This is a genomic window from uncultured Lutibacter sp., from assembly GCF_947493565.1.
GTDB lineage: Bacteria > Bacteroidota > Bacteroidia > Flavobacteriales > Flavobacteriaceae > Lutibacter > Lutibacter aestuarii.
In genome coordinates this window covers 203,266-225,114 of the sequence record NZ_CANLRG010000007.1, presented here as the reverse complement: position 1 = coordinate 225,114, position 21,849 = coordinate 203,266, and the positions used below count along the sequence as shown (strand labels likewise).

The following is a 21,849-nucleotide window of genomic DNA, read 5'->3' as shown; positions in this document are numbered from 1 at the left end:
GATGTATTGCTATACCATTGGTAGCTAATCGTTCCTGTGCCACTTGCCGAAACTGTAAGAGCTCCTATCGGTGACCCCGCACATACTGGTGATGGATCTGAAACATCTGTCGTAATTACAGTATCAACACAACAACTCTCAATTGTTATTACTGTATTTTTTACAGCAACATCGTTATCTGAATCAGTTACTGTTAAACTAATATTTTTCGAACCTCCTGATGCAAATACTACAGTATGAGGTCCTTCATTTGTAAGAGGTAGATTAGAAACTCCTCCATCAAAATCCCATAAATAGGTTAAAGTACCATCACCTCCTGTTGATGTATTTGTAAACACAACTTTTTCATAATCACCTCCATCACAATTTTCGTTAACAGTGAAATCTACCGAAAGTGGCGTGTTAACTACTATAGTTTCAAGGTTAGCTCCTGAACATTTACTAGATTGTGTAGCACAACCAGGATCTCCAGATGCATTTCCTGGAGTTTGCCATGACAAATAAATATCTCTTAATTCTAATACCTCACCACATAAATAGGAAGGTAATTCAAACATTCTATAATTTGCTAGTTGAATAGCTCCATTATCACCTACACTTATTTTATTTGGTGACAATGTAGGATTACCATCTAAACCAATCTTAACATTATCTTTATACAAATTAAATTGCATAAATAAATCGTGTTTTGAACTGGTTTTAGTTACTTCTACCCAAATATAATATCCAGCAATTGGGTCACCTGCTGTACAGGTAGCTAATTGATTTCCAGAAGAATCGGCTAAAAACACTTTCCCAAATTCAACATCATTTGCATTACAACCATCAATACTACAATCTAATGTGGATTCGGTAGCTGGAAAATCTGCAATGATTTGAGAAAACCCTATGGTTGTTGTAAAAAATAATAACAAAATAATTGTTAAACGCTTAAAAGTAATTTTTTTCATAATTTTTTTATTTTAAATTCAAATACTGCATAAATTAATATACAATTACAACTTAAAAAGCTTTTTTGTCATAAAGACAATTTAACTAATTATAGGGGTCTAACTATCCAAACAATGCTTTTTTACACTGTTGTTTTAAATCTGTGGGGCCAAAAAATAAATGAGTTTTGTGGGGGACATCTCTCAATTCAATAACAAATATACTCCAGAAGTTTTGTATAAATAAATTTACAAAGCTCAATTTTTAAGGTTTTTAACAAATGGATCGTTTTTGGTAATAAATGGTGATAAATATCATACAATTTAACAATTCTTTTTTTATTTTAAATAGAAAATAGATTTAACATATTGTTTTTCAGTATCTTATGTTTTTAAAATTTAAAAAAAACAACCTTATAAATCCTTTTCAATGTTTCTTTTAATCAGGTATTTATTATTCAATTCATAAAATATCCTATTTTTGCAACTCAACATTACAATACAATTATGAATAAATATGATGTAGCTGTTATAGGCTCAGGACCTGGAGGATATGTTGCCGCAATTAGATGTGCTCAATTAGGTCTTAAAACTGCAATTATTGAAAAATACAATACATTAGGTGGAACCTGTTTAAATGTAGGCTGCATACCTTCAAAAGCTTTATTAGATTCCTCGCATCATTATTATGATGCAACCAAACATTTTAAAGCTCACGGAATTGAAGTTAAAGGTTTAGATGTAGATTTTGAACAAATGATTGCTCGTAAAAATGAAGTGGTTTCACAAACTTCAGGAGGTATTAACTTTTTGATGGATAAAAATAATATTGATATGTACCAAGGTGTTGGTAGTTTTGCTGATGCTACACATATTAATATTGCAAAAAATGATGCTACAACAGAAAAAATTGAAGCAACTAAAACCATTATTGCAACAGGGTCAAAACCTGCTAGCTTGCCTTTTATTGAAATTGATAAAAAAAGAATTATTACTTCAACCGAAGCTTTAAGTTTAACTGAAATACCAAAACACTTAATTGTTATTGGTGGTGGTGTTATTGGTTTAGAGTTAGGGTCGGTTTATAGCAGATTAGGATCTCAAGTTTCTGTGATTGAATATATGCCAACTATCACACCTGGAATGGATGCAATGCTTTCTAAAGAGTTACAAAAATCTTTAAAAAAGCAAGGTATCAAATTTTTTACTAGTCATAAAGTTACCTCAGTTAAAAATCATGGAAATGAAGTGGTTGTTACAGCTGACAATAAAAAAGGTGTTTCAACAGAGTTTAAAGGAGATTATACGCTAATTTCTGTGGGCAGAAAACCTTATACCGAAGGATTAGAATTAGAAAATGTAGGTATAAAAGTTACAGACAAAGGACAAATTGAAATCAATGAACATTTACAAACCAATGTATCAAATATTTATGCCATTGGTGATGTTGTAAAAGGGGCTATGTTAGCTCATAAAGCTGAAGAAGAAGGAACCATGGTTGCAGAACTAATTGCTGGACAAAAACCTCATATCAATTACAATTTAATCCCTGGTGTTGTTTACACTTGGCCAGAAGTTGCTGCTGTAGGTAAAACCGAAGAACAATTAAAAGAAGCTGGTGTAAACTATAAGTCTGGAACTTTTGCAATGCGAGCTTTAGGTAGAGCAAGAGCAAGTATGGATTTGGATGGACAAATAAAGGTATTAGCAGATGCCGAAACCGATGAAATTCTTGGTGTTCACATGATTGGTGCCAGAGCTGCAGATATGATTGCCGAAGCAGTTATTGCCATGGAGTTTAGAGCATCTTCTGAAGATATTGCTCGTTCATCACATGCGCATCCAACATTTACTGAAGCTTTTAAAGAAGCTTGTTTAGCGGTAAGTAATAGAGCAATTCATAGTTGATACATTTCAATTCTGAATGAATCAGAAAACATATTTATAAAAAAGTCCTTTCAATTTGAAGGGACTTTTCTATTTTTGCGACAATGCAAAGAACTAGTTATCAAATTCAGATTGAAAATAGTACTGAGTTTAAAACACAACTCCTACTCTGGTCACAGCAATTTAAAACTGCTGTTTGGTTAGATAGTAATAACTACCAACAAAAACATTCAAATTTTGATGCTGCTTTAGCTGTAGGCGCATTTTCTAAAATTGAAACCAATTATAAAAATGCTTTTAAAAAGCTTAAAGAATACCAAACTAAAATTAACGATTATATTTTTGGTTATTTAAGCTACGATTTAAAAAATGATGTTGAAAATTTAACTTCTTCTAATTTTGATGGACTTAACTTTCCAGAGTTGTTTTTTTTTCAACCTTCAAAAATTATATTCATTAAAGGAACTATCATCACTTTAAAATACCTCAATCAATTTAAGCATGAAATTGAACAAGATTTAAATGAAATTAAAAAAATAAAAAAAACTGTACCAAAGGCTGCTACTGAAAATATTAAAATAAAACTTCGAATTCATAAAGATGAATATTTTAAAAAATTGAATACAGTTTTAACACATATTCAAAAAGGGAACATTTACGAAGCTAATTTCTGTCAAGAATTTTATAGTGAAGACTCCGTAATTAATCCGGTAATAGTTTACCAAAATTTAAATGAAATTTCTAAACCTCCTTTTGCTACTTTTTTAAAATTAAACGATAAATTTCTATTATCCGCTTCACCCGAACGTTATCTAAAAAAAGAAGGTGATTTAGTTGTTTCTCAACCCATTAAAGGAACCGCTAAAAGAGCAGCTAATAAAATTGATGACTTAAAACTTATTAAACAACTAGAACAAAACCAAAAAGAACGTGCAGAAAATATTATGATTGTTGATTTGGTTAGAAATGATTTATCTCGGTTTTCAAAAAAAGGAACCGTAAAAGTAGATGAACTTTGTAAAGTTTATACTTTTATGCAAGTACATCAACTTATTTCTACTGTTTCTTGCACCTTAAAAAAAGAGGTTCATCCTGTAGATATTATTAAAAATACTTTCCCAATGGGAAGTATGACAGGTGCTCCAAAAATTTCCGCAATGAAAATTATTGAAAATTTAGAAGAAACTAAAAGAGGGTTATATTCTGGTGCAGTAGGCTATTTTACACCTCACGGAGATTTTGATTTTAATGTTATTATTAGAAGTATTTTATACAATGCTTCTAAAAAATATGTTTCATACTCTGTTGGAGGTGCAATTACAGCGCAATCTAATCCTGAAAAAGAATATGAAGAATGTTTGTTAAAAGCTAAAGCTATGAAACAAGTTTTAGTAAACTAAATAGTTATATTTACCATAACTTATGAAAGCGGAATTAAAAGAACATATCGATAAAAATTTACCTTTTTTAAACCATAAAAAGTTATTAATAGCAATCTCTGGAGGAATTGATAGTGTAGTACTTACTCGCTTGATGAAAAAACTAAATTTTGATATTTCATTGGCCCATTGCAATTTTACTTTACGTGGAAAAGAAAGCAATAAAGACGAGCAGTTTGTAATTGATTTAGGTGAAAAAATGCAAGTTCCAACCTATACCATAAAATTTGAAACTGAAAAATATGCTAACGAAAAAGGGTTGTCAACTCAAATGGCCGCTCGTGAATTACGTTATAATTGGTTTGATAATATTTGTAAAGAACAACAAATTGATTATCTAATAACTGCCCATCATAAAGATGATATATTGGAAACCTTCTTAATCAATCTTACTAGAGGTACTGGTTTAGACGGCTTAACTAGCATTCCTGAAATTAATGGAAACATTGTTAGACCATTACTTCCTTTTACCCAAAATGAAATTTTAGTTTATGCAGCAAAAAATAAACTCCAATGGCGAGAAGACAAAAGCAATTCATCTATTAAATATGTTCGTAATAAAATTAGACATAAAGTAATTCCTATTTTAAAAGAATTAAACCCTAGTTTATTAGAAACATTTTACCAAACATTAAACAACCTAAAAGCCAGCCAACAAATTGTAAAAGATCGAATTCAAAATGTAAATGATAAAGTTTCAACTGTACATAAAACTGAAACTCATTTTGATATTTTAAAACTTAAAAAACTAAGCGACCCTAAAATTTATTTATACGAACTCCTTAAAAATTATGGTTTTACAGAATGGGATGATGTCACAAATTTATTAGATGCCCAAAGTGGCAAACAAGTTTTTAGTAAAACACATCGTTTGGTTAAAGATAGAGACTGTTTAATACTCACCAAAATCTCAAAAAGTCCAAAAACACCTTTTACTGAAATACACAAAGGCACAAGCCAAATCTCAGTTCCAATAAACTTAACTTTTGAAACCATCAATATTCCCTTTGACAATAAAAATCATCAACAAAAAATAATAGAGGAATTAGTGCTTAACAGCCCTCAAACAATAACCATAGATGCCGATAAAATTACGTTTCCACTCATATTAAGAAAATGGCAAAAAGGAGATTTTTTCTACCCTATTGGATTACAAGGAAAAAAGAAAGTGAGTAAATTTTTTAAAGATGAAAAAATGTCAATATTAGAAAAGGAAAACGTTTGGCTTTTATGTTCTAATAATGATATTATTTGGGTAATAGGACAACGTTTAGATGAGAGATTTAAAGTAACTGAATCTACTTGTTCTATTTTAAAAGTTACTCTGTAAACTAAAAATCGTTTTGCATTAAATTTTGTTTATCCTGTTTAAAACACTAAATTTATAGTGTAATTTTTTTGTTATGCTTAAAAATACTATTCTTTTCGTCTTTCTATATTTAGTTGTTTTAAAAAGTTTTTCTCAAGAAATTACTGTTGCTAAACAAACCAACACTATCCCAAAAAGTATTTATTCTCAAACAACCACTTCAAGCAGCTTTAATGCTATTGTTAATTTAAATGAACGACTAAAGCTTAACTCTTATAAATTTGTTTATATTAACGAAAAAAATATAGAAAATGGTTACTTTACCATTCCTTTAAACACTACTTTTAAAGCTTCCAGTAAATTTAGTTTAGATACTTACAAAAAAATTAAGGACCGACTTGAATTAGAAAAAAGCTTTTTCAAAGTTTCTAAACTATATGAACCATTTCAATATCAAAACGATTTACAAAAAAAACGATTTCGTTAATTTAAGCTTTTAAAAATCGTATTTTAACTTCGCTTTTGTATTTTTCGCATTTAAAAACAAAAACATATGCACAAACAACCAAAACTTACTAGGTTTAATGAAAATGTATTGGCTAAATACCAAATTTATAATAGTATTTTTATGACATTACCATTTGATACTATTAGTAAAACAGGTGTTTTGTTACCTCTTTTCCATGAAGTTTGTAAAAATGGTTTTTCTTCAAAAAAGAATCCTAATGAAATTGTTGAATCTTTTTTTCAAACTTATCAAGAAAACCCTACTGAAGATGAAAAAGTAAATCTTTTGTTTAGATTTATTCAATATATTGAAAGACAAGTTGTTCTATTTGATGCTATTGAAGATGCTGCTTTCCCTGTTGTAAATAATATGGATGGTGTTGGCACTCTTCGTAATAGCAAAGAAATGGCTACTCAAGAAAATAAAAAAGAAGCTTTAAAAAAACATTTAGAAGATTTTAAAGTTAGAGTTGTTTTAACCGCTCATCCAACACAATTTTACCCTGGAACAGTTTTAGGAATAATTACAGATTTAACTGAAGCTATTCAAAAAAATGATTTATTAAAAATAAATCAACTGTTAGCACAATTAGGTAAAACACCTTTTTTCAAACATGAAAAACCAACACCTTATGATGAAGCTGTTAACTTAATTTGGTATTTAGAAAATGTATTTTACCATTCTATAGCAAACGTTTACGACTATGTTCAAAGTAATATTTTTGATGGACATCCCATTAAAAATGAAATAATTAATTTAGGGTTTTGGCCAGGTGGTGATAGAGATGGAAATCCTTTTGTTACTACTGAAATTACATTGAATGTAGCAAAACGCTTGAAACAAACCATTTTAAAAAATTATTATAGAGATATTCGTTCACTAAAAAGAAGACTTACGTTTAATGGCGTAGAGCAAATTATTTCAGAATTAGAAAGCTTATTGTTTGAAAACAGTGTAAACCCTGAAATAAACACCATGATTGCTTTGAATGAATTTATTGAAAAATTACAGCAAATTAGAGAAACCCTTATATCAAAACACCAATCACTTTACCTAACTGAAATAGATGGTTTTATTAATAAGGTACATTTATTTGGATACCACTTTGCTACCCTAGATATTAGACAAGATAGCAGAGTTCATCACAATGTTTTTTCAGAAATTGTAACAACTTTACAAAAAACCGGAAGTACGCTTTTCCCTAAAAACTACTTTGAGCTTTCTGAAGACGAACAACTTCAAATTCTTTCTGAAGTATCAGGAGCAGTAGATGTTTCAACTATTAAAGATGAAATGGCAGCCAAAACCTTAGGCTCTATTTATGCATTAAAAGCCATTCAACAAAACAATGGCGAAAGAGGTGCCAACCGTTATATTATAAGCAATAACCAAACAGCTGTAAATGTTATGGAAACTTTTGCCATGTTTAATTTATGTGGCTTCAATCATCATATTACAGCAGATATTATTCCTCTATTTGAAACTGTTGACGATTTAACAAATGCTAAAAGTGTGATGGAAAAATTATACACAAATCCTGCATATAAAAATCACTTAGCTAAAAGAGGAAATAAACAAACAGTAATGTTAGGCTTTTCTGATGGAACTAAAGATGGAGGTTATTTAATGGCAAACTGGTCTATTTTTAAAGCTAAAGAAAATTTAACTGAAATATCCAGACAATATGGTGTTAAAGTTATCTTTTTTGATGGCCGTGGTGGACCACCTGCTCGTGGAGGAGGAAAAACACATCAATTTTACGCTTCTTTAGGGCCAACTATTGAAGATGAAGAAATTCAATTAACCGTACAAGGACAAACTATCAGTTCTAATTTTGGAACTTTAGATTCATCACAATACAATATAGAACAATTATTAAGTGCCGGAATTTCTAATGAATTGTTTAGCAATGCTAACAATATAATGACTAAAAATGATACTGAAATTATGAATGATTTAGCAACTACCAGCTATAAAGCATATTCAGATTTTAAAAATCATCCTAAATTTTTATCATATTTAGAAAAAATGAGTACGTTAAAATATTATGCAAAAACTAATATTGGTAGCCGACCGTCTAAACGATCTAAATCCGCAAAACTTAACTTTTCAGATCTAAGAGCCATCCCTTTTGTAGGTTCATGGAGTCAGTTAAAACAAAATGTTCCTGGATTTTATGGAGTTGGTACTGCATTAAAAAAGTACGAAGATGCTGGTGAATTTGATAAATTAATCAAGTTTTACAACAACTCCGATTTCTTTAAAGCTCTTATTGGAAATAGTATGATGTCGCTTTCAAAATCATTTTTTGAACTTACTTCATATATGTCTAAAGATAAAGAATTTGGAGAATTTTGGAATATTATTTATAACGAATACTTAACTACAAAACGTTTAATTTTAAAACTTTCTAACTATACCGAATTAATGCAAAGCAACAAAGTTGGAAAAGAGTCAATTAACATTCGAGAAAATATTGTTTTGCCTTTGTTAACTATTCAACAATATGCATTAATTAAAATTCAAGAATTGCAAAAAGATGAACATACAAATCATGAAAAGATTAAAATATATGAAAAAATGGTAACCAGATCTTTATTTGGAAATATTAATGCAAGTAGAAATTCAGCTTAATTATGAATTCAATTTATGTTACAGAAAATGAGTACGCACCATTTTATAAAAATTACATTAAAGCTTTAGGCAATGTTAATTTATTTGAAGTATTAAACAGGTCATTAAACGATATAGTTAACACTGTTAAAGAGCTGCCTGAAGAAAAATTAACTTATCAATATGCTAAAGGTAAATGGACTATTAAAGAGTTAGTCCAACACATTATTGATACTGAACGAGTTTTAAGTTATAGAGCTATGCGATTTTCTAGAAATGACGCCACCAACTTACAAGGTTTTGATGAAAATTGGTATGTTGATAATTCTTATGGAAATAATAGATCTATAACAGATTTATTAGATGAATTAAGCTACTTAAGAAAAGCCAACATCTCATTATTTAAAAGCTTTACTAATGAAATGTTTAAAATGAGTGGTACTGCTAATGGTAGCGAAATGACAGTTAGAGCTATAGGCTTTATTATTGCTGGGCATCAAATGCATCATTTAAATATTATAAAAGAAAAATATTTAAATAACCGTTAATTAAAATCCTAAAAAGCCTTCTTTATAAGAGGGCTTTTTTAATAACTTTTAATCATTATTGTCTAAAAAGAAAATTTCATTTACTGATTTTTTAAAAATAGATGATATTTTTAATGCAAGTACCGTAGAAGGAACATATTTATTAAGTTCCATAGCATTAATTGTTTGTCTGCTTACCCCAATCATTTCAGCTAAATTTGCTTGAGTTAAATTATGAATAGCTCTTTGTACTTTAATATCATTCTTCATCAGTAAGTTTTTTAGATTTATATAAAACATAATGGAAGCGTAACATAAAAAACAGCAACACGGTAAACATATTATAAATTAATACATTTAAAAAACTTAAATCAAAAACAAAAATAATTGCCAAAACCAACACCATATAATTTACATAAGTTGCCCAAATTAAACTTTCCATTCTAATTTTTGAAATGTACTCATCCTCATCTTTTGTTTTGGAAAAGGATACTAAAATTCCTCCCAAAATAATTAATATTGAAGCTATTTCATCTGCAATATTATTACTTGTCCATTCAAAAATAGTACTTGAAAAAATATCATTTGACCCAATTAAAGGAAAAACATTCGTTTCCCAATTTGGATACTCTATATCATTCCATAATAATATAACACCCAATACAAAGCCTGTACTAAATAAAATCCAACCTAAATGCTTGAATTTGTGAGAAAATAAAAATCGTGATTTCATAAGTTCAAATTTAAAATATATTCAAATGTAAAATAAACTTTACATATAGACAAATATTTTTTACTATTTAGTTTCGTAAGGTTTAAAATATTATATTTGAAGTAACTATAAAATCAATAAATTTCCATGCGAATTCTAAAAAAAACTCTTCTCATTTTTACCACTATTATAGCTCTGGCTATACTTGGAGGCTGGATGTATTATAATAGTTTAAAACCTACGTATTCTGGAAATTTATCATTGTCAGCAATTGATAAAAAAGCTGAAGTATATTTTGATGATTATGGAATTCCACACATTTATGCTGAAACCGAAAAAGACGCATTAACCGTTTTAGGCTATGTTCACGCCCAAGATAGATTATGGCAAATGGAATTAATGCGAAGAATTGCTCCCGGAAGATTGTCTGAAATTTTTGGTAAAGATATGCTTAAAAATGACAAATTTTTTGTGAGCTTAGGGATTGAAGAAGCATCTAAGAAATCTATAGAAAAACTTAGTCAAAATAGTAAAGTTTATAAATTAGCAACTGCATATTTAAATGGTGTAAACCAATTTATAGATGAAGGCCCAACACCTATTGAATTCACTTTAATAGGAATTGAAAAAGAACATTACCAGTTAACTGATATTTATAATATATTAGGTTATATGTCTTTTAGTTTTGCTATGGCACACAAAACAGATCCTTTACTTACAGCTATTAAGGAAAAATTAGGGCAAAACTACTTGAAAGATTTAAATATTGACATTAACCCAAACACAGTACTTATAAAAAACTCCAAACAATCTATTGAAGATTTCACCAATTTAGTTTCAGAAGTAAATAATATTATCAATCAATCACCTATCCCTCCCTTTATAGGAAGCAATAGCTGGGTGGTTTCTGGAAAAAAAACTACTACTGGAAAAGTACTTTTTGCAAATGATCCACACATTATGTATTCGCAACCTGGCACATGGTATGAAGCTCATATCAAAACTGCAAACTATGAAATGTATGGATACCATATTGCTGGTGTACCATTTCCTCTTTTAGGTCATAATAGAAACTATGCTTATGGATTAACGATGTTTGAAAATGATGATATAGATTTTTATCAAGAAGAAAATCATCCTTCTAACGTTAATAAATACAAAACACCAAACGGATTTAAAACCTACAATACTTTTACTAAAACTATTAAAGTTAAAGATGAAAATGATGTTACAATTAAAGTTAGAAGTTCGAGACATGGACCTATAGTAAATGATGTTATAGAAACAATCTCTACTACTAACCCCATTGCAATGTCTTGGGTTTACACTCAACAAGAAGGAAAAGTTTTAGACGCACTTTATACCATTTCCAGAGCTACTAAAATGGAAGACGTAAAAAAAGGCGCTTCAATGATACATGCTCCAGGTTTAAATATTATGTATGGAGATGCTAAAGGAAATGTTGCTTGGTGGGCTGCTGGAAAACTATACAAACATAAATCGCAAGTAAATAGTAAGTTTATTTTAGATGGAACCTCAAGTGAAGAATATCCAATAGAATTTTTAGATTTCAGCAATAATCCAATGGCTGAAAATCCAAAATGGAACTATGTTTACTCTGCTAATAACCAACCAGATACTATAGCCAATATGCTATACCCTGGCTATTATTTACCTGAAGATAGAGCTAAAAGAATTATACAATTACTAGAACCCAAAAATAATTGGAATAAACAAGCAATGGCTATTATGATTAATGATGTTACTTCATCTGTTGCTCCTGAAATTATTAAAGAGTTTACCAAAATAATGGATTTTAATTCTTTTAGTAAAAACGAACAAAGAGCTATTGATGTATTACAGCTTTGGAATGGAGAAAATACAATAGACCATGTTGCACCAACTATTTATAATAAATGGGTATATTTATACTTAAAAAATACATTTAAGGATGAGCTAGGTGATACAATGTTTAACCAACTAATGAATACTCATTTAATGAAAAGAATGATTGCTGAAGTTGTCAAAAACAAAAATTCAATTTGGTGGGATGATATTTCTACAAAAGATAACATAGAAAATAGAAAAGACATATTATCAAAATCTTTAATTGAAGCTGTGGCTGCTTTGGAAAAACAACTTGGAAATGATATAAAAGATTGGAACTGGGGAAAAGTTCATACCTTAGAACATGGACACCCTTTAGGTACCATTGCTTCATTAAAAAAATATTTTAATGTAGGCCCTTTTCCTATGAAAGGTGCCAGAGAAGTTATTGACAACAGAGGTTATGAATATAACAACACCGGATTATACAAAGTTACAGCCGGTCCTTCTACTAGAAGAGTGATCGATTTTTCTGATGTTGAAAATAGCATCAGTATATTGCCAACAGGACAATCTGGAAATCCTTTTAGTAAACATTATAAAGATCAGACAGAAATGTACAATAAAGGTGAATTTAGAAAAATGAAAATGAACAAAGAAGAAATCATAAGTGTTTCAACAAAATTAATAGTGCAACCAAAATAATGAGCAAACGAATAACCATAAAACAAATAGCAAAAGCATTGCATGTTTCTATATCAACAGTTTCAAAAGCTTTAAACGACAGCTATGAAATTAGTGATGAAACCAAACAAAAAATTCAACAATATGCCAAAGAGCACAAGTATAAACCCAATACTTTAGCACTTAGTTTACAAAATAAAAAAACCAAAACAATTGGAATTATCATCCCCAACATTTTAACCTATTATTTTGCACGTGTATTAAGAGGCATTGAAAAAGTAGCAGCTGAAAAAGGGTATAACATTGTTACTTGTATTACCAATGAATCTCATAAAAAAGAAGTAGACACTATGGAAATGCTTTCCAATGGAACCATTGATGGTTTTATTGCGTGTTTATCTGAAGAAACATTAAAAGTGAAAAACTTCGACCATTTTCATTCCTTAATAGAAGAAGGTACTCCTATAGTTTTATACGATAGAGTTCATAAAGAAATCAATTGTGATAAAGTTGTTACCGATTCTGTTAAAAGTGCTTACAAAGCAACCCGTTTTTTAATGAGATCTGAATGTAAAAATATAGCATTGATTTCAGTTTCAGAAGGGTTGAATGTAAGTAAATTTAGTGTTAAAGGCTATTTAAAAGCACATACAAAATATAATTTAGTTCCTAACGAAGATTTAATTATTAGACAGTATAGCGAAGAAGGCTTAAAAGAAAACATCAATAAAATGCTTGACAACAATAAAGTTGATGGTATTTTTACTGTTGATGAAATTTCCGGAGCGATTACCACTCAAGTTTTAAACAAAAGAAACTTGCGAATTCCTGAAGACGTTTCAATTATAGGGTTTACCAACGGAATGTTATCTCGTTATAGCACACCTCCATTAACAAGTGTTAATCGTTTTGCTCATACAACTGGAGAAACAGCGGCTTTACGATTAATCCAAAAAATTGAAGAAAAAATTGAGTTTAATAATATTGAAACTATTATTATGAAAACAAAATTAGTTGAACGAGATTCAACTAAAAAAATGTTCATCAAGTTTTAAACATTAAAAGAAAAAAATATGCTAGTGAAAATTTATGGCAGCGCTGTTTTTGGCGTTGAAGCCACCACTATTACCGTAGAAGTAAATATAGACAAAGGTATTGGCTATCATTTAGTTGGCTTGCCTGACAACGCCATTAAAGAAAGTAGCTATCGTATTTCAGCTGCTTTAAACAATAATACCTATAAATTACCCGGTAAAAAAATAACTATAAATATGGCTCCGGCAGATTTACGAAAAGAAGGATCTGCCTACGATCTTACATTAGCCATAGGAATTCTAGCAGCATCAAACCAAATAAAATCTGAAAAAATCAATGAATATGTGATAATGGGAGAACTTTCTTTAGACGGAAGTTTGCAACCCATAAAAGGAGCTTTACCAATAGCTATAAAAGCAAAAGAAGAAGGTTTTAAAGGTTTCATTTTACCCAAACAAAATGCAAAAGAAGCTGCTATTGTAAATGATTTAAAAGTTTATGGAATTGACAATATCATGGAGGTAATCAATTTTTTTAATGAAGGAATCCCTTTAGAACAAACAATTATAGATACTAGAGCTGAATTTTATAAAAATATAGACAACCCTGAGTTCGACTTTGCTGATGTTAAAGGACAAGAATCTGTAAAACGTTCTATGGAAATTGCAGCAGCTGGCGGACATAATATTATACTTATTGGGCCTCCAGGAAGTGGAAAAACAATGCTTAGCAAAAGACTCCCATCTATTTTACCCCCAATGACGCTTCAAGAAGCACTTGAAACTACCAAAATACATTCTGTGGTTGGAAAAATTAAAGATTCAGGTCTAATGAGCTCAAGACCATTTAGATCACCGCACCACACAATTTCTGACGTTGCGCTTGTAGGTGGGGGTCAATATCCTCAACCTGGAGAAATTTCCTTATCGCATAATGGTGTATTATTTTTAGATGAACTCCCTGAGTTTAAAAGAACGGTATTAGAAGTAATGCGTCAACCTTTAGAAGATAGAGAAGTTACTATTTCTAGAGCTCGTTTTACAGTAACATATCCAAGTAGCTTTATGCTCGTTGCAAGTATGAATCCGAGTCCGAGTGGATATTTTAATGATCCTGATGCACCTATCAGTTCTTCTCCAGCTGAAATGCAACGTTATTTAGGTAAAATTTCAGGCCCTCTTTTAGATAGAATTGATATCCATATCGAAGTAAATCCTGTTCCTTTTGAAAAACTTTCTGAAGAAACTCAAAGTGAAACAAGCAAGTCAATTAGAGAAAGAGTTACTAAAGCTCGAGAAGTACAATCTGAAAGGTTTAAAAAAATTGAGACTGTACATTACAATGCTCAAATGAATGTAAAACAAATTAGAAAATTTTGCGAATTAAATAATGAAAGTAAAACACTTTTAAAAAACGCAATGGAGCGTTTAAATTTATCAGCTAGAGCTTATGACAGAATTTTAAAAGTTTCTAGAACCATTGCAGATTTAGAACATTCTAAAGAAATTTCTTCAAACCATATTGCTGAAGCCATACAATATAGAAGTTTAGATAGAGAGGGCTGGCTAGGTTAAAACTTCAATCTCTCTTTGCTTTAATATCTTTTTTTAGAACTTCACTTATTAGCTAAGGATAAACATATATATATAATTAATTAAGTATTTAATATTAAATTTTGAAGAAAATCCAATTTTTTAAGAAAAAATATTTATTATATTTACGTTATTAAAAATTATCTATGATTTATTTTAATACCCTCTTTAGAAAAAATAAAATTGTTCTTTATTTTATTACCATCATTATTACTACATCTGTAAAAAGTCAAACTAGTTTTAATACAAATAATAATTATTATAATTGGTTTGATAACATTATTGGAGTTGAAAATACTGAGATCAACAATGGAATAGTTTACAAAGAAAAATATAAAACTATAGATGGAAATCACAAATTTTACTCAACATCTAAATTTATAAATGGAAATATTACTTATCATAAACAACCCTTTTTTAATATTGAAATGAAGTATGATATTTATGAAGATGAAATAATTATTAAACTTCCTAACCAATCGTCTTTCTCTATCATTCAATTAATAAAAGACAAAGTGGATACGTTCTCAATAAACAATCATAAATTCATCAATATTTCAAAAAGCGAAGAAATATTTTATAACGAAGAAATTTCTGGGTTTTATGAAATTTCTTTTCAAAGTAAAAAAATAACATTGCTTAAAAAACATAAAAAAGAAAGAAAACAACGTATTGGAAATTTTGTTTACAGTCAATTTAAAGATAATAGTTCTTATTATATTTTCTATGATCTTAAATATTATAAAATAAATTCTAAAAATAAACTGTTAAAACTATTTCCTAGTCTTAAAAAAAATATTGTAAGTTTTTACAGCTCCAAAAAACAGCAATTAAAATCAGATCCTGATTTGTTTATGGTTAACTTAACAAAACATTTAAATATTCTATTAAAAAATCCAGAAACTAAACACTAATGAAAAAGATACTTTTAATTTTAATATTTTTTTGTTTTCAGTTTATCAATTCACAAAATGTAGCTACAAAAAGTATCTCAATAAGTTTTGAAAATGAAACTAAAATAAATGTTATAAAAAAAATTGAAAACCTAACTAATTATCGCTTCTATTTTGTAGAAAGTTGGCTTGATGATGAGCTGATATCTGGTCAATTCAATAATAGTAGTTTACAAAATTTACTCGACTCTGTTTTTAAGAATACAATTATTAATTATTTCATCACATCCGACAATAAAGTTATTTTATCTCGTAGTATATTAATCAACGGAACTTTACCTGAGTGGTTTTCTAACGAATCAGATGAAACAATTTCTCAAACAGAAGCCATCGAGCCAGTTTTTTTTAATGAAGAAGCACCCATCCCAGATACAGCTATTGAAACTGTAAGAATTGGTAAAGAAAATAAGTTTTCTAGAAAAAAGTACTATACACTTACTGGCTTTACTAAAAATAATACAACTAACGAACCTATTCCTAACTTAGCTATAATAGTTAAAAATAAAAATATCAACACAGTTACAGATATAAATGGGTATTATTCTATCAACCTTCCACCCGGAATTAATATTATTGAAACAAAATCCATAGGGATTCAAGATTCATCAAAAAAAGTAATTATTTATGATAATGGAACTCTAAATCTTTCTTTACAAGAAAGTGCTGAAATTTTAAAAGAAGTAACAATTGAAGCAAATAGAGATAGAAATATAAAAGAAGCTATCACAGGAAATACTCAAATTAAAATTGAAACAATTAAAAGTGTTCCTCTAGTACTAGGTGAAAGAGATATCTTAAAAGTAGCCATAACATTACCTGGCATTTCAAATGCTGGAGAAGGAGCTTCCGGATACAATGTTAGAGGGGGAAAAGAAGACCAAAACTTAATTCTTTTGGACAATGGAGTGGTTTATAATCCATCTCATTTTTTTGGTATTTTTTCTGCTCTAAATCCATTTACAATTAAAGATGTCAATATTTATAAAGGAACCATTCCTGCTGAATATGGTGGTAGGCTTTCTTCTGTTTTTGACATAAATACAAAAAACAGTAATACAGAAAAGTTTTCAGGCGAAGTATCATTTGGTCCAGTAACTAGTAATGTTGCTCTTGAAATACCTATAATTAAAGGAACTTCAGGGTTATTAGTTGGTGCAAGAGGAGCTTATTCGGATTGGATTTTAAAATCTTTAGATGAAAAATCGTTAAAAAACTCAACCGCTTCATTTTATGATGCTGTGCTAAAATATCAACATAAAATAAATGAAAATAATAATTTAGAAGCTACTGGATATTATAGTGATGATTCCTTTAGTATTAGTTCGGATTCATTATATGGTTATAATAATCAATTAATGTCATTAAAATGGAATCATAAATTTAACACTAATAATCATGGCGATTTAAGCTTAGTTAACAGTAAGTACAAATTTAATATCACTTATGATGGTAATTCTGATAATAATTTTGAATTAGGTTATAATGTTAATGAAACTGAGTTAAAACTTAAAATGAAGTATTTATTAAACGAACAGCATAGTTTTGATTATGGTATTTCGAGCAAATTATATGTTGTTAATCCTGGAAATAAAGACCCCAAAGGCTCTGAATCAATTGTTGAGCCATTCAAAATACCTAAAGAAAAAGCTTTAGAATCTGCCATATTTATTTCAGATAATTACAATGTTAATAAAAATTTATTATTCAATTTAGGGTTTCGATATTCTATATACTCATCTATTGGAGAAGCTACACAAAAGCTCTATAAATCTGGATTTCCAAAAAGTGAAGGTACCGTAACCGATACTTTAACCTTCGGGAAAAACGAAGTCATTAAAACTTACGGAGGTCCTGAAATAAGAGCTTCATTAAGATACTTCTTGTTTAACGATTTTTCAATTAAAGCAAGTTATAACTCTACTTATCAATATATACATACGCTATCCAATAACACAACGGCCTCATCAACTGATATTTGGAAACTTTCTGACCTTAATATAAAGCCTCAGCAAGCCAATCAGTTTACTTTAGGGCTATATAAAAACATTGACGGAAACACCTACGAACTTAGTTTAGAAGGTTACTATAAAAAATCTAAAAATATAATTGATTATAAAGTTGGAGCAGATTTACTATTAAATAAATCAATTGAAACTGAAGTTTTACAAGGAAATGGGAAAGCTTATGGAATTGAGTTTTTAATAAAAAAAACCAAAGGAAAATTTAACGGATGGTTTGGGTATAATTATTCACGTTCATTTAACAAATTCAATAGTATTTTTAGTGAAGAGCGTATAAATAATGGTGATTTTTTTCCTTCTAACTTTGACAAGCCACATGATATAAGTATAGTAGCCAACTATAAATTAACAAAGCGTTTTAGCTTCTCAGCTAATTTTGCATACCAAACAGGAAGACCAATAACCTACCCTGTTGGAAATTACAATTTCAATGGAATTGATTATGTATTGTATAGTGATAGAAATAAGCTAAGAATTCCTGACTATTATAGGCTTGACTTAGGCTTTAATATTGAAGGGAATCATAAAATTAAAAAATTTGCTCATAGTTTTTGGAACATCTCTATTTACAATGCTCTTGGAAGAAACAATCCTTATTCTGTATTTTTTGTTACTGAAAAGGGTAAAGTAAAAGCATATCAAAGTTCAATATTTTCAATTCCAATACCTACCATAACTTATAATTTTAAATTTTAATATATCAAGAAAAGGTAAATAAATTAAGTTTATGAAAAAAAATAAAATATTCTACTCAATCATCTTTACAATTCTTGTATTTTTAAACAATAGTTGTGTTGAACCATACGATATTAAACCTACAACATCAGAAAATGCTTTAATAATAAAAGCTACAATAACTAATGAATATAAAAATCAGGAAATTTATTTAAGTAAAGTATTTCCCCTTGATAGTAATGGCCCTTCACCTGAAAGTAATGCAGTCGTTAAAATTATTGATGACAATCAAAACACTTATAACTTTATAGAAACTATTCCTGGTAAGTATATCTCATCCAACGAATTTGAAGCTCAACCAAATATTAATTATCAACTTTTTATAACTACTCAAGAAGGCAAATCTTACACTACTGAACCAACACAATTAACAAGCATCACACAAATTGATAATTTATATCCTTCTTTAGAGGTTAATGATTTAGGATTTGAAAACATCACATTATTTGTTGACAGCTATAATCCAAATGGTGATTCTAGATATTATCGCTATGAGTTTGAAGAAACGTATAAAATTGTGGCTCCCAAATGGAATCAATATGATTTAGTTGTAGTCCAAAATTCAAACTCATATACAATTGAAAAACAATTAAAAACAAGAGAAGAAAAAACATGTTACAATACCGTAAATTCAAATTCAATTATTCAAAAAGAAACTACTGGTTTTATTGAAGATAGAGTTACTAAATTCCCTGTTAGAATATTAAGTAAAGATAACACCATTATATCTCATAGATATAGTATTTTAGTAAAACAGTATGTACAATCTCTTGAGGCATTTACTTTTTATAAAACCCTTAATAAATTGTCTGGATCAGAAAGCATTTTCTCTCAAAATCAGCCAGGCTTTTTTGGTGGAAATGTTTTCTCAGTGGACTCCCCAAATGATAAGGTAGTTGGTTTATTTGAAGTTTCATCAGTTTCAACAAAAAGAATATTTATTAATTATCAAGATTTTTTCCCTAATCAACCTCTACCTCCTTATTTTACAGAATGCGAACCTTTTGCTCCAACTAACAAACCAGAAGGAGGTGATCTTTCTGATTTAGCAGTAACTTTAAATAGTGGTACAGTAAAATATTTTAGAGATAATCTAGAGCCAAACTATACCAACCCTGGACCTTACTTGGTTGTACCTGTAGAATGCGGCGACTGCACTAAATATGGTACTAATGTTAAACCAACTTTTTGGGTAGACTAACTAGAAATTAAAAAAAATGAAAAAAATAATAATTTTTACAACCATCTTTATTTTATTTAAAAGTAGCTCATTGCTTAGTCAAATATCCATAAACAATGAAAATTCATTTATTTTAAATAATATTTACCAAGAAAATATATTTGTTCACCAAAACACTTCTTTTTTACTTTCAGGAGAATTTCTTTATTATAAAATCTATTGCTTAAACACTCATACAAATACATCAAGCAATTTAAGTAAAATAGCTTATGTTGAATTGATTGGAATTGATAAAAAACCTATTTTTAAACATAAAATAAGATTAGAAAACGGAAAAGGACAAGGAGACTTTCTAATTCCTGCTAAAATTCAATCTGGAAATTACAAGTTAATTGCTTATACTCAATGGATGAAAAATTCAACTCAAACTAATTACTTTCAAAGTGATTTAAGTATTTTTAATCCATTTCAAGAAAATCAACCTTCTATTTTAGAAAAAACTGAACCTTTAGATTTTCAAACGAATATTAATAAACAAGAAAAGCTGCAAAACAAAAAAAATTCATCAAATTTATCTTTCTTAAATGAATATATAGATTTAAGTGTTAATAAACATAATTTTAAAAATAGAGAGCAGGTAGTTTTAAAAATTAAAAGTTTAAAAAAGAATTTATCTAAAGGTAATTATTCTATTTCTGTTAGAAAAATTGATAGCTTTAATACCCCAAATAAATATACAGCCATTGAGTATTTATCAACAAAATCAACTACATCGACAATAAAAAAAATCATTACTTTACCTGAACTCAGAGGTGAATTAATTTCAGGTAAAGTAATTAACAATAATGATGTAAACTTGGATGTTTCAAATATTAAAATTGCACTTTCTATACAAGGAAAACAGTCAATATTTAAAATTTCCACTACCAATAATTTAGGTAACTTTTATTTTAGTATTCCTGAAAAATATGAAAGTACCAATGCTATAATTCAAGTAATTGGTAAAAAAAGAAATAACTTTAATATTGTCATGGATGAACATTCATCTGTAAATTATGAAACTCTTAATTTTTATAATTTTAAAATAACTCCTAAATGGAAAGATTATATTTTAAAAAGAAGTATTTACAATCAAATTGAAGATGTATTTTCAAGTTCAAAACCTACAACATATAAAACCATAGATTCAATTAACACAATTTACAATACTAAAGCTATTGTTTATAACCTTGATGATTACACTAGATTTCCTAGCATTAAAGAAACAATTATTGAAATTATTAATGAAGTAGCTATTAGACAAAAGAAAAAAAGTAGCACTTTCCATATAAAATTACAAGATCAGTTTTTTGAATTTGATTTACCTGCCTTGGTTTTAGTTGACGGAATTTTGGTTCAAAACCACAACAACTTGTTAGACTATAACGCAAATAATATTAAAAAAATTAGTGTTCTTATGGATACTTATTCATTGAACTCAACAATTTTTGATGGTGTAATTTTTATTGAAACCTTTAATGGAAATTTTGAACCTGATTTTTCTGATACGCATATTCAAAAAATTAAATTATTCAGGCCACTAATTACTAAAAATTATTTTAAACAAATATATAGTGATGACAAAAACACAAATCGTATTCCAGATTATAGAAATCAATTATTATGGATTCCTAATTATAATTTAACTATGGAAGAAGACTCTATAAGTTTTTTTACTTCTGACAATTTGGGGGAATATGAAATCTGTATAGAAGGTTTTACTAATGAAGGGATTCCCATTTCTCTAAAAAATAAATTTAAAGTAAAATAATGTTTCACTATAAGTTTTAATCTAAATTAAACCTTAAACTTTTGTTAAAACTATTCTTAACCTACAATCTTCACTAAATCAAATTAGT

At 28.6% G+C, this 21,849-nt stretch carries 16 protein-coding genes; 13 read left to right on the top strand and 3 right to left on the bottom strand.

Features of this window, described 5'->3' with window-relative positions; all coding sequences use genetic code 11:
- Positions 1 to 950: PKD domain-containing protein (locus Q0714_RS10800; protein WP_298264869.1), on the bottom strand; the 950-nt coding region annotated here is incomplete at its 3' end.
- A 486-nt stretch (positions 951 to 1,436) separates the two neighbouring features.
- Here Q0714_RS10800 and lpdA point away from each other — a divergent pair.
- The 6 genes from lpdA to Q0714_RS10770 all read left to right on the top strand — a co-directional run bounded on the left by lpdA (position 1,437) and on the right by Q0714_RS10770 (position 9,233).
- Positions 1,437 to 2,837: a dihydrolipoyl dehydrogenase gene (lpdA, locus tag Q0714_RS10795; RefSeq protein ID WP_298264867.1), complete on the top strand. Its 1,401-nt coding sequence runs from the start codon at positions 1,437 to 1,439 to the stop codon at positions 2,835 to 2,837.
- Positions 2,838 to 2,920: 83 nt separating this feature from the next.
- On the top strand, positions 2,921 to 4,216 hold the full coding sequence (pabB, locus tag Q0714_RS10790; protein ID WP_298264865.1) for an aminodeoxychorismate synthase component I: 1,296 nt from the start codon (positions 2,921 to 2,923) through the stop codon (positions 4,214 to 4,216).
- 22 nt (positions 4,217 to 4,238) lie between these two features.
- Positions 4,239 to 5,585 (top strand): tRNA lysidine(34) synthetase TilS, encoded by a 1,347-nt coding sequence (gene tilS, locus Q0714_RS10785; RefSeq protein WP_298264863.1) that lies wholly within the window; start codon positions 4,239 to 4,241, stop codon positions 5,583 to 5,585.
- 73 nt (positions 5,586 to 5,658) lie between these two features.
- Positions 5,659 to 6,051, top strand: coding sequence for a hypothetical protein (locus Q0714_RS10780; RefSeq protein ID WP_298264861.1), 393 nt, complete (start codon positions 5,659 to 5,661; stop codon positions 6,049 to 6,051).
- A 66-nt stretch (positions 6,052 to 6,117) separates the two neighbouring features.
- On the top strand, positions 6,118 to 8,706 hold the full coding sequence (locus tag Q0714_RS10775; RefSeq protein WP_298264859.1) for a phosphoenolpyruvate carboxylase: 2,589 nt from the start codon (positions 6,118 to 6,120) through the stop codon (positions 8,704 to 8,706).
- Positions 8,707 to 8,708: 2 nt separating this feature from the next.
- Complete coding sequence (locus Q0714_RS10770; RefSeq protein ID WP_298264858.1) at positions 8,709 to 9,233, top strand: DinB family protein; 525 nt, start codon at positions 8,709 to 8,711, stop codon at positions 9,231 to 9,233.
- 48 nt (positions 9,234 to 9,281) lie between these two features.
- Here the strand turns inward: Q0714_RS10770 and Q0714_RS10765 are convergent, their stop codons facing one another.
- Both Q0714_RS10765 and Q0714_RS10760 read right to left on the bottom strand, forming a co-directional pair.
- Positions 9,282 to 9,482, bottom strand: a complete 201-nt coding sequence (locus tag Q0714_RS10765) for a helix-turn-helix transcriptional regulator (RefSeq protein ID WP_298264857.1) — start codon at positions 9,480 to 9,482, stop codon at positions 9,282 to 9,284.
- A complete protein-coding gene (locus Q0714_RS10760; protein WP_298264856.1) occupies positions 9,472 to 9,945 on the bottom strand; it encodes a hypothetical protein in 474 nt (157 codons plus the stop codon). The genes Q0714_RS10765 and Q0714_RS10760 overlap by 11 nt, the downstream gene beginning before the upstream one ends.
- Positions 9,946 to 10,071: 126 nt before the next feature.
- Between Q0714_RS10760 and Q0714_RS10755 the strand changes: the two genes are divergently transcribed.
- The 7 genes from Q0714_RS10755 (at position 10,072) to Q0714_RS10725 (ending at position 21,761) form a co-directional block, all read left to right on the top strand.
- On the top strand, positions 10,072 to 12,456 hold the full coding sequence (locus Q0714_RS10755; RefSeq protein WP_298264855.1) for a penicillin acylase family protein: 2,385 nt from the start codon (positions 10,072 to 10,074) through the stop codon (positions 12,454 to 12,456).
- Complete coding sequence (locus tag Q0714_RS10750) at positions 12,456 to 13,490, top strand: LacI family DNA-binding transcriptional regulator (RefSeq protein ID WP_298264853.1); 1,035 nt, start codon at positions 12,456 to 12,458, stop codon at positions 13,488 to 13,490. The genes Q0714_RS10755 and Q0714_RS10750 overlap by 1 nt, the downstream gene beginning before the upstream one ends.
- Before the next feature lie 18 nt (positions 13,491 to 13,508).
- Positions 13,509 to 15,044 carry a YifB family Mg chelatase-like AAA ATPase gene (locus Q0714_RS10745; protein ID WP_298264851.1) on the top strand — a complete coding sequence of 512 codons (1,536 nt, stop codon included), beginning with the start codon at positions 13,509 to 13,511 and terminating at the stop codon, positions 15,042 to 15,044.
- A 164-nt stretch (positions 15,045 to 15,208) separates the two neighbouring features.
- Positions 15,209 to 15,976, top strand: coding sequence for a hypothetical protein (locus tag Q0714_RS10740; protein ID WP_298264849.1), 768 nt, complete (start codon positions 15,209 to 15,211; stop codon positions 15,974 to 15,976).
- The gene (locus Q0714_RS10735) at positions 15,976 to 18,732 is read left to right on the top strand and encodes a carboxypeptidase-like regulatory domain-containing protein (RefSeq protein ID WP_298264847.1); all 2,757 of its coding nucleotides are present in this window, start codon (positions 15,976 to 15,978) and stop codon (positions 18,730 to 18,732) included. Before Q0714_RS10740 ends, Q0714_RS10735 begins: the two co-directional genes overlap by 1 nt.
- A 31-nt stretch (positions 18,733 to 18,763) precedes the next feature.
- The gene (locus tag Q0714_RS10730) at positions 18,764 to 19,972 is read left to right on the top strand and encodes a DUF4249 domain-containing protein (RefSeq protein ID WP_298264845.1); all 1,209 of its coding nucleotides are present in this window, start codon (positions 18,764 to 18,766) and stop codon (positions 19,970 to 19,972) included.
- Positions 19,973 to 19,988: 16 nt separating this feature from the next.
- Complete coding sequence (locus Q0714_RS10725; RefSeq protein ID WP_298264843.1) at positions 19,989 to 21,761, top strand: hypothetical protein; 1,773 nt, start codon at positions 19,989 to 19,991, stop codon at positions 21,759 to 21,761.
- Positions 21,762 to 21,849: the final 88 nt, after the last annotated feature.

Coding starts and splice junctions, on each gene's coding strand:
- Q0714_RS10760 (WP_298264856.1), bottom strand. CDS start 9,945: ATGAAATCACGATTTTTATTTTCTCACAAATTCAAGCATTTAGGTTGG.
- Q0714_RS10745 (WP_298264851.1), top strand. CDS start 13,509: ATGCTAGTGAAAATTTATGGCAGCGCTGTTTTTGGCGTTGAAGCCACC.
- tilS (WP_298264863.1), top strand. CDS start 4,239: ATGAAAGCGGAATTAAAAGAACATATCGATAAAAATTTACCTTTTTTA.
- Q0714_RS10750 (WP_298264853.1), top strand. CDS start 12,456: ATGAGCAAACGAATAACCATAAAACAAATAGCAAAAGCATTGCATGTT.
- Q0714_RS10735 (WP_298264847.1), top strand. CDS start 15,976: ATGAAAAAGATACTTTTAATTTTAATATTTTTTTGTTTTCAGTTTATC.
- pabB (WP_298264865.1), top strand. CDS start 2,921: ATGCAAAGAACTAGTTATCAAATTCAGATTGAAAATAGTACTGAGTTT.
- Q0714_RS10770 (WP_298264858.1), top strand. CDS start 8,709: ATGAATTCAATTTATGTTACAGAAAATGAGTACGCACCATTTTATAAA.
- Q0714_RS10730 (WP_298264845.1), top strand. CDS start 18,764: ATGAAAAAAAATAAAATATTCTACTCAATCATCTTTACAATTCTTGTA.
- Q0714_RS10765 (WP_298264857.1), bottom strand. CDS start 9,482: ATGAAGAATGATATTAAAGTACAAAGAGCTATTCATAATTTAACTCAA.
- Q0714_RS10755 (WP_298264855.1), top strand. CDS start 10,072: ATGCGAATTCTAAAAAAAACTCTTCTCATTTTTACCACTATTATAGCT.
- Q0714_RS10740 (WP_298264849.1), top strand. CDS start 15,209: ATGATTTATTTTAATACCCTCTTTAGAAAAAATAAAATTGTTCTTTAT.
- Q0714_RS10725 (WP_298264843.1), top strand. CDS start 19,989: ATGAAAAAAATAATAATTTTTACAACCATCTTTATTTTATTTAAAAGT.
- lpdA (WP_298264867.1), top strand. CDS start 1,437: ATGAATAAATATGATGTAGCTGTTATAGGCTCAGGACCTGGAGGATAT.
- Q0714_RS10780 (WP_298264861.1), top strand. CDS start 5,659: ATGCTTAAAAATACTATTCTTTTCGTCTTTCTATATTTAGTTGTTTTA.
- Q0714_RS10775 (WP_298264859.1), top strand. CDS start 6,118: ATGCACAAACAACCAAAACTTACTAGGTTTAATGAAAATGTATTGGCT.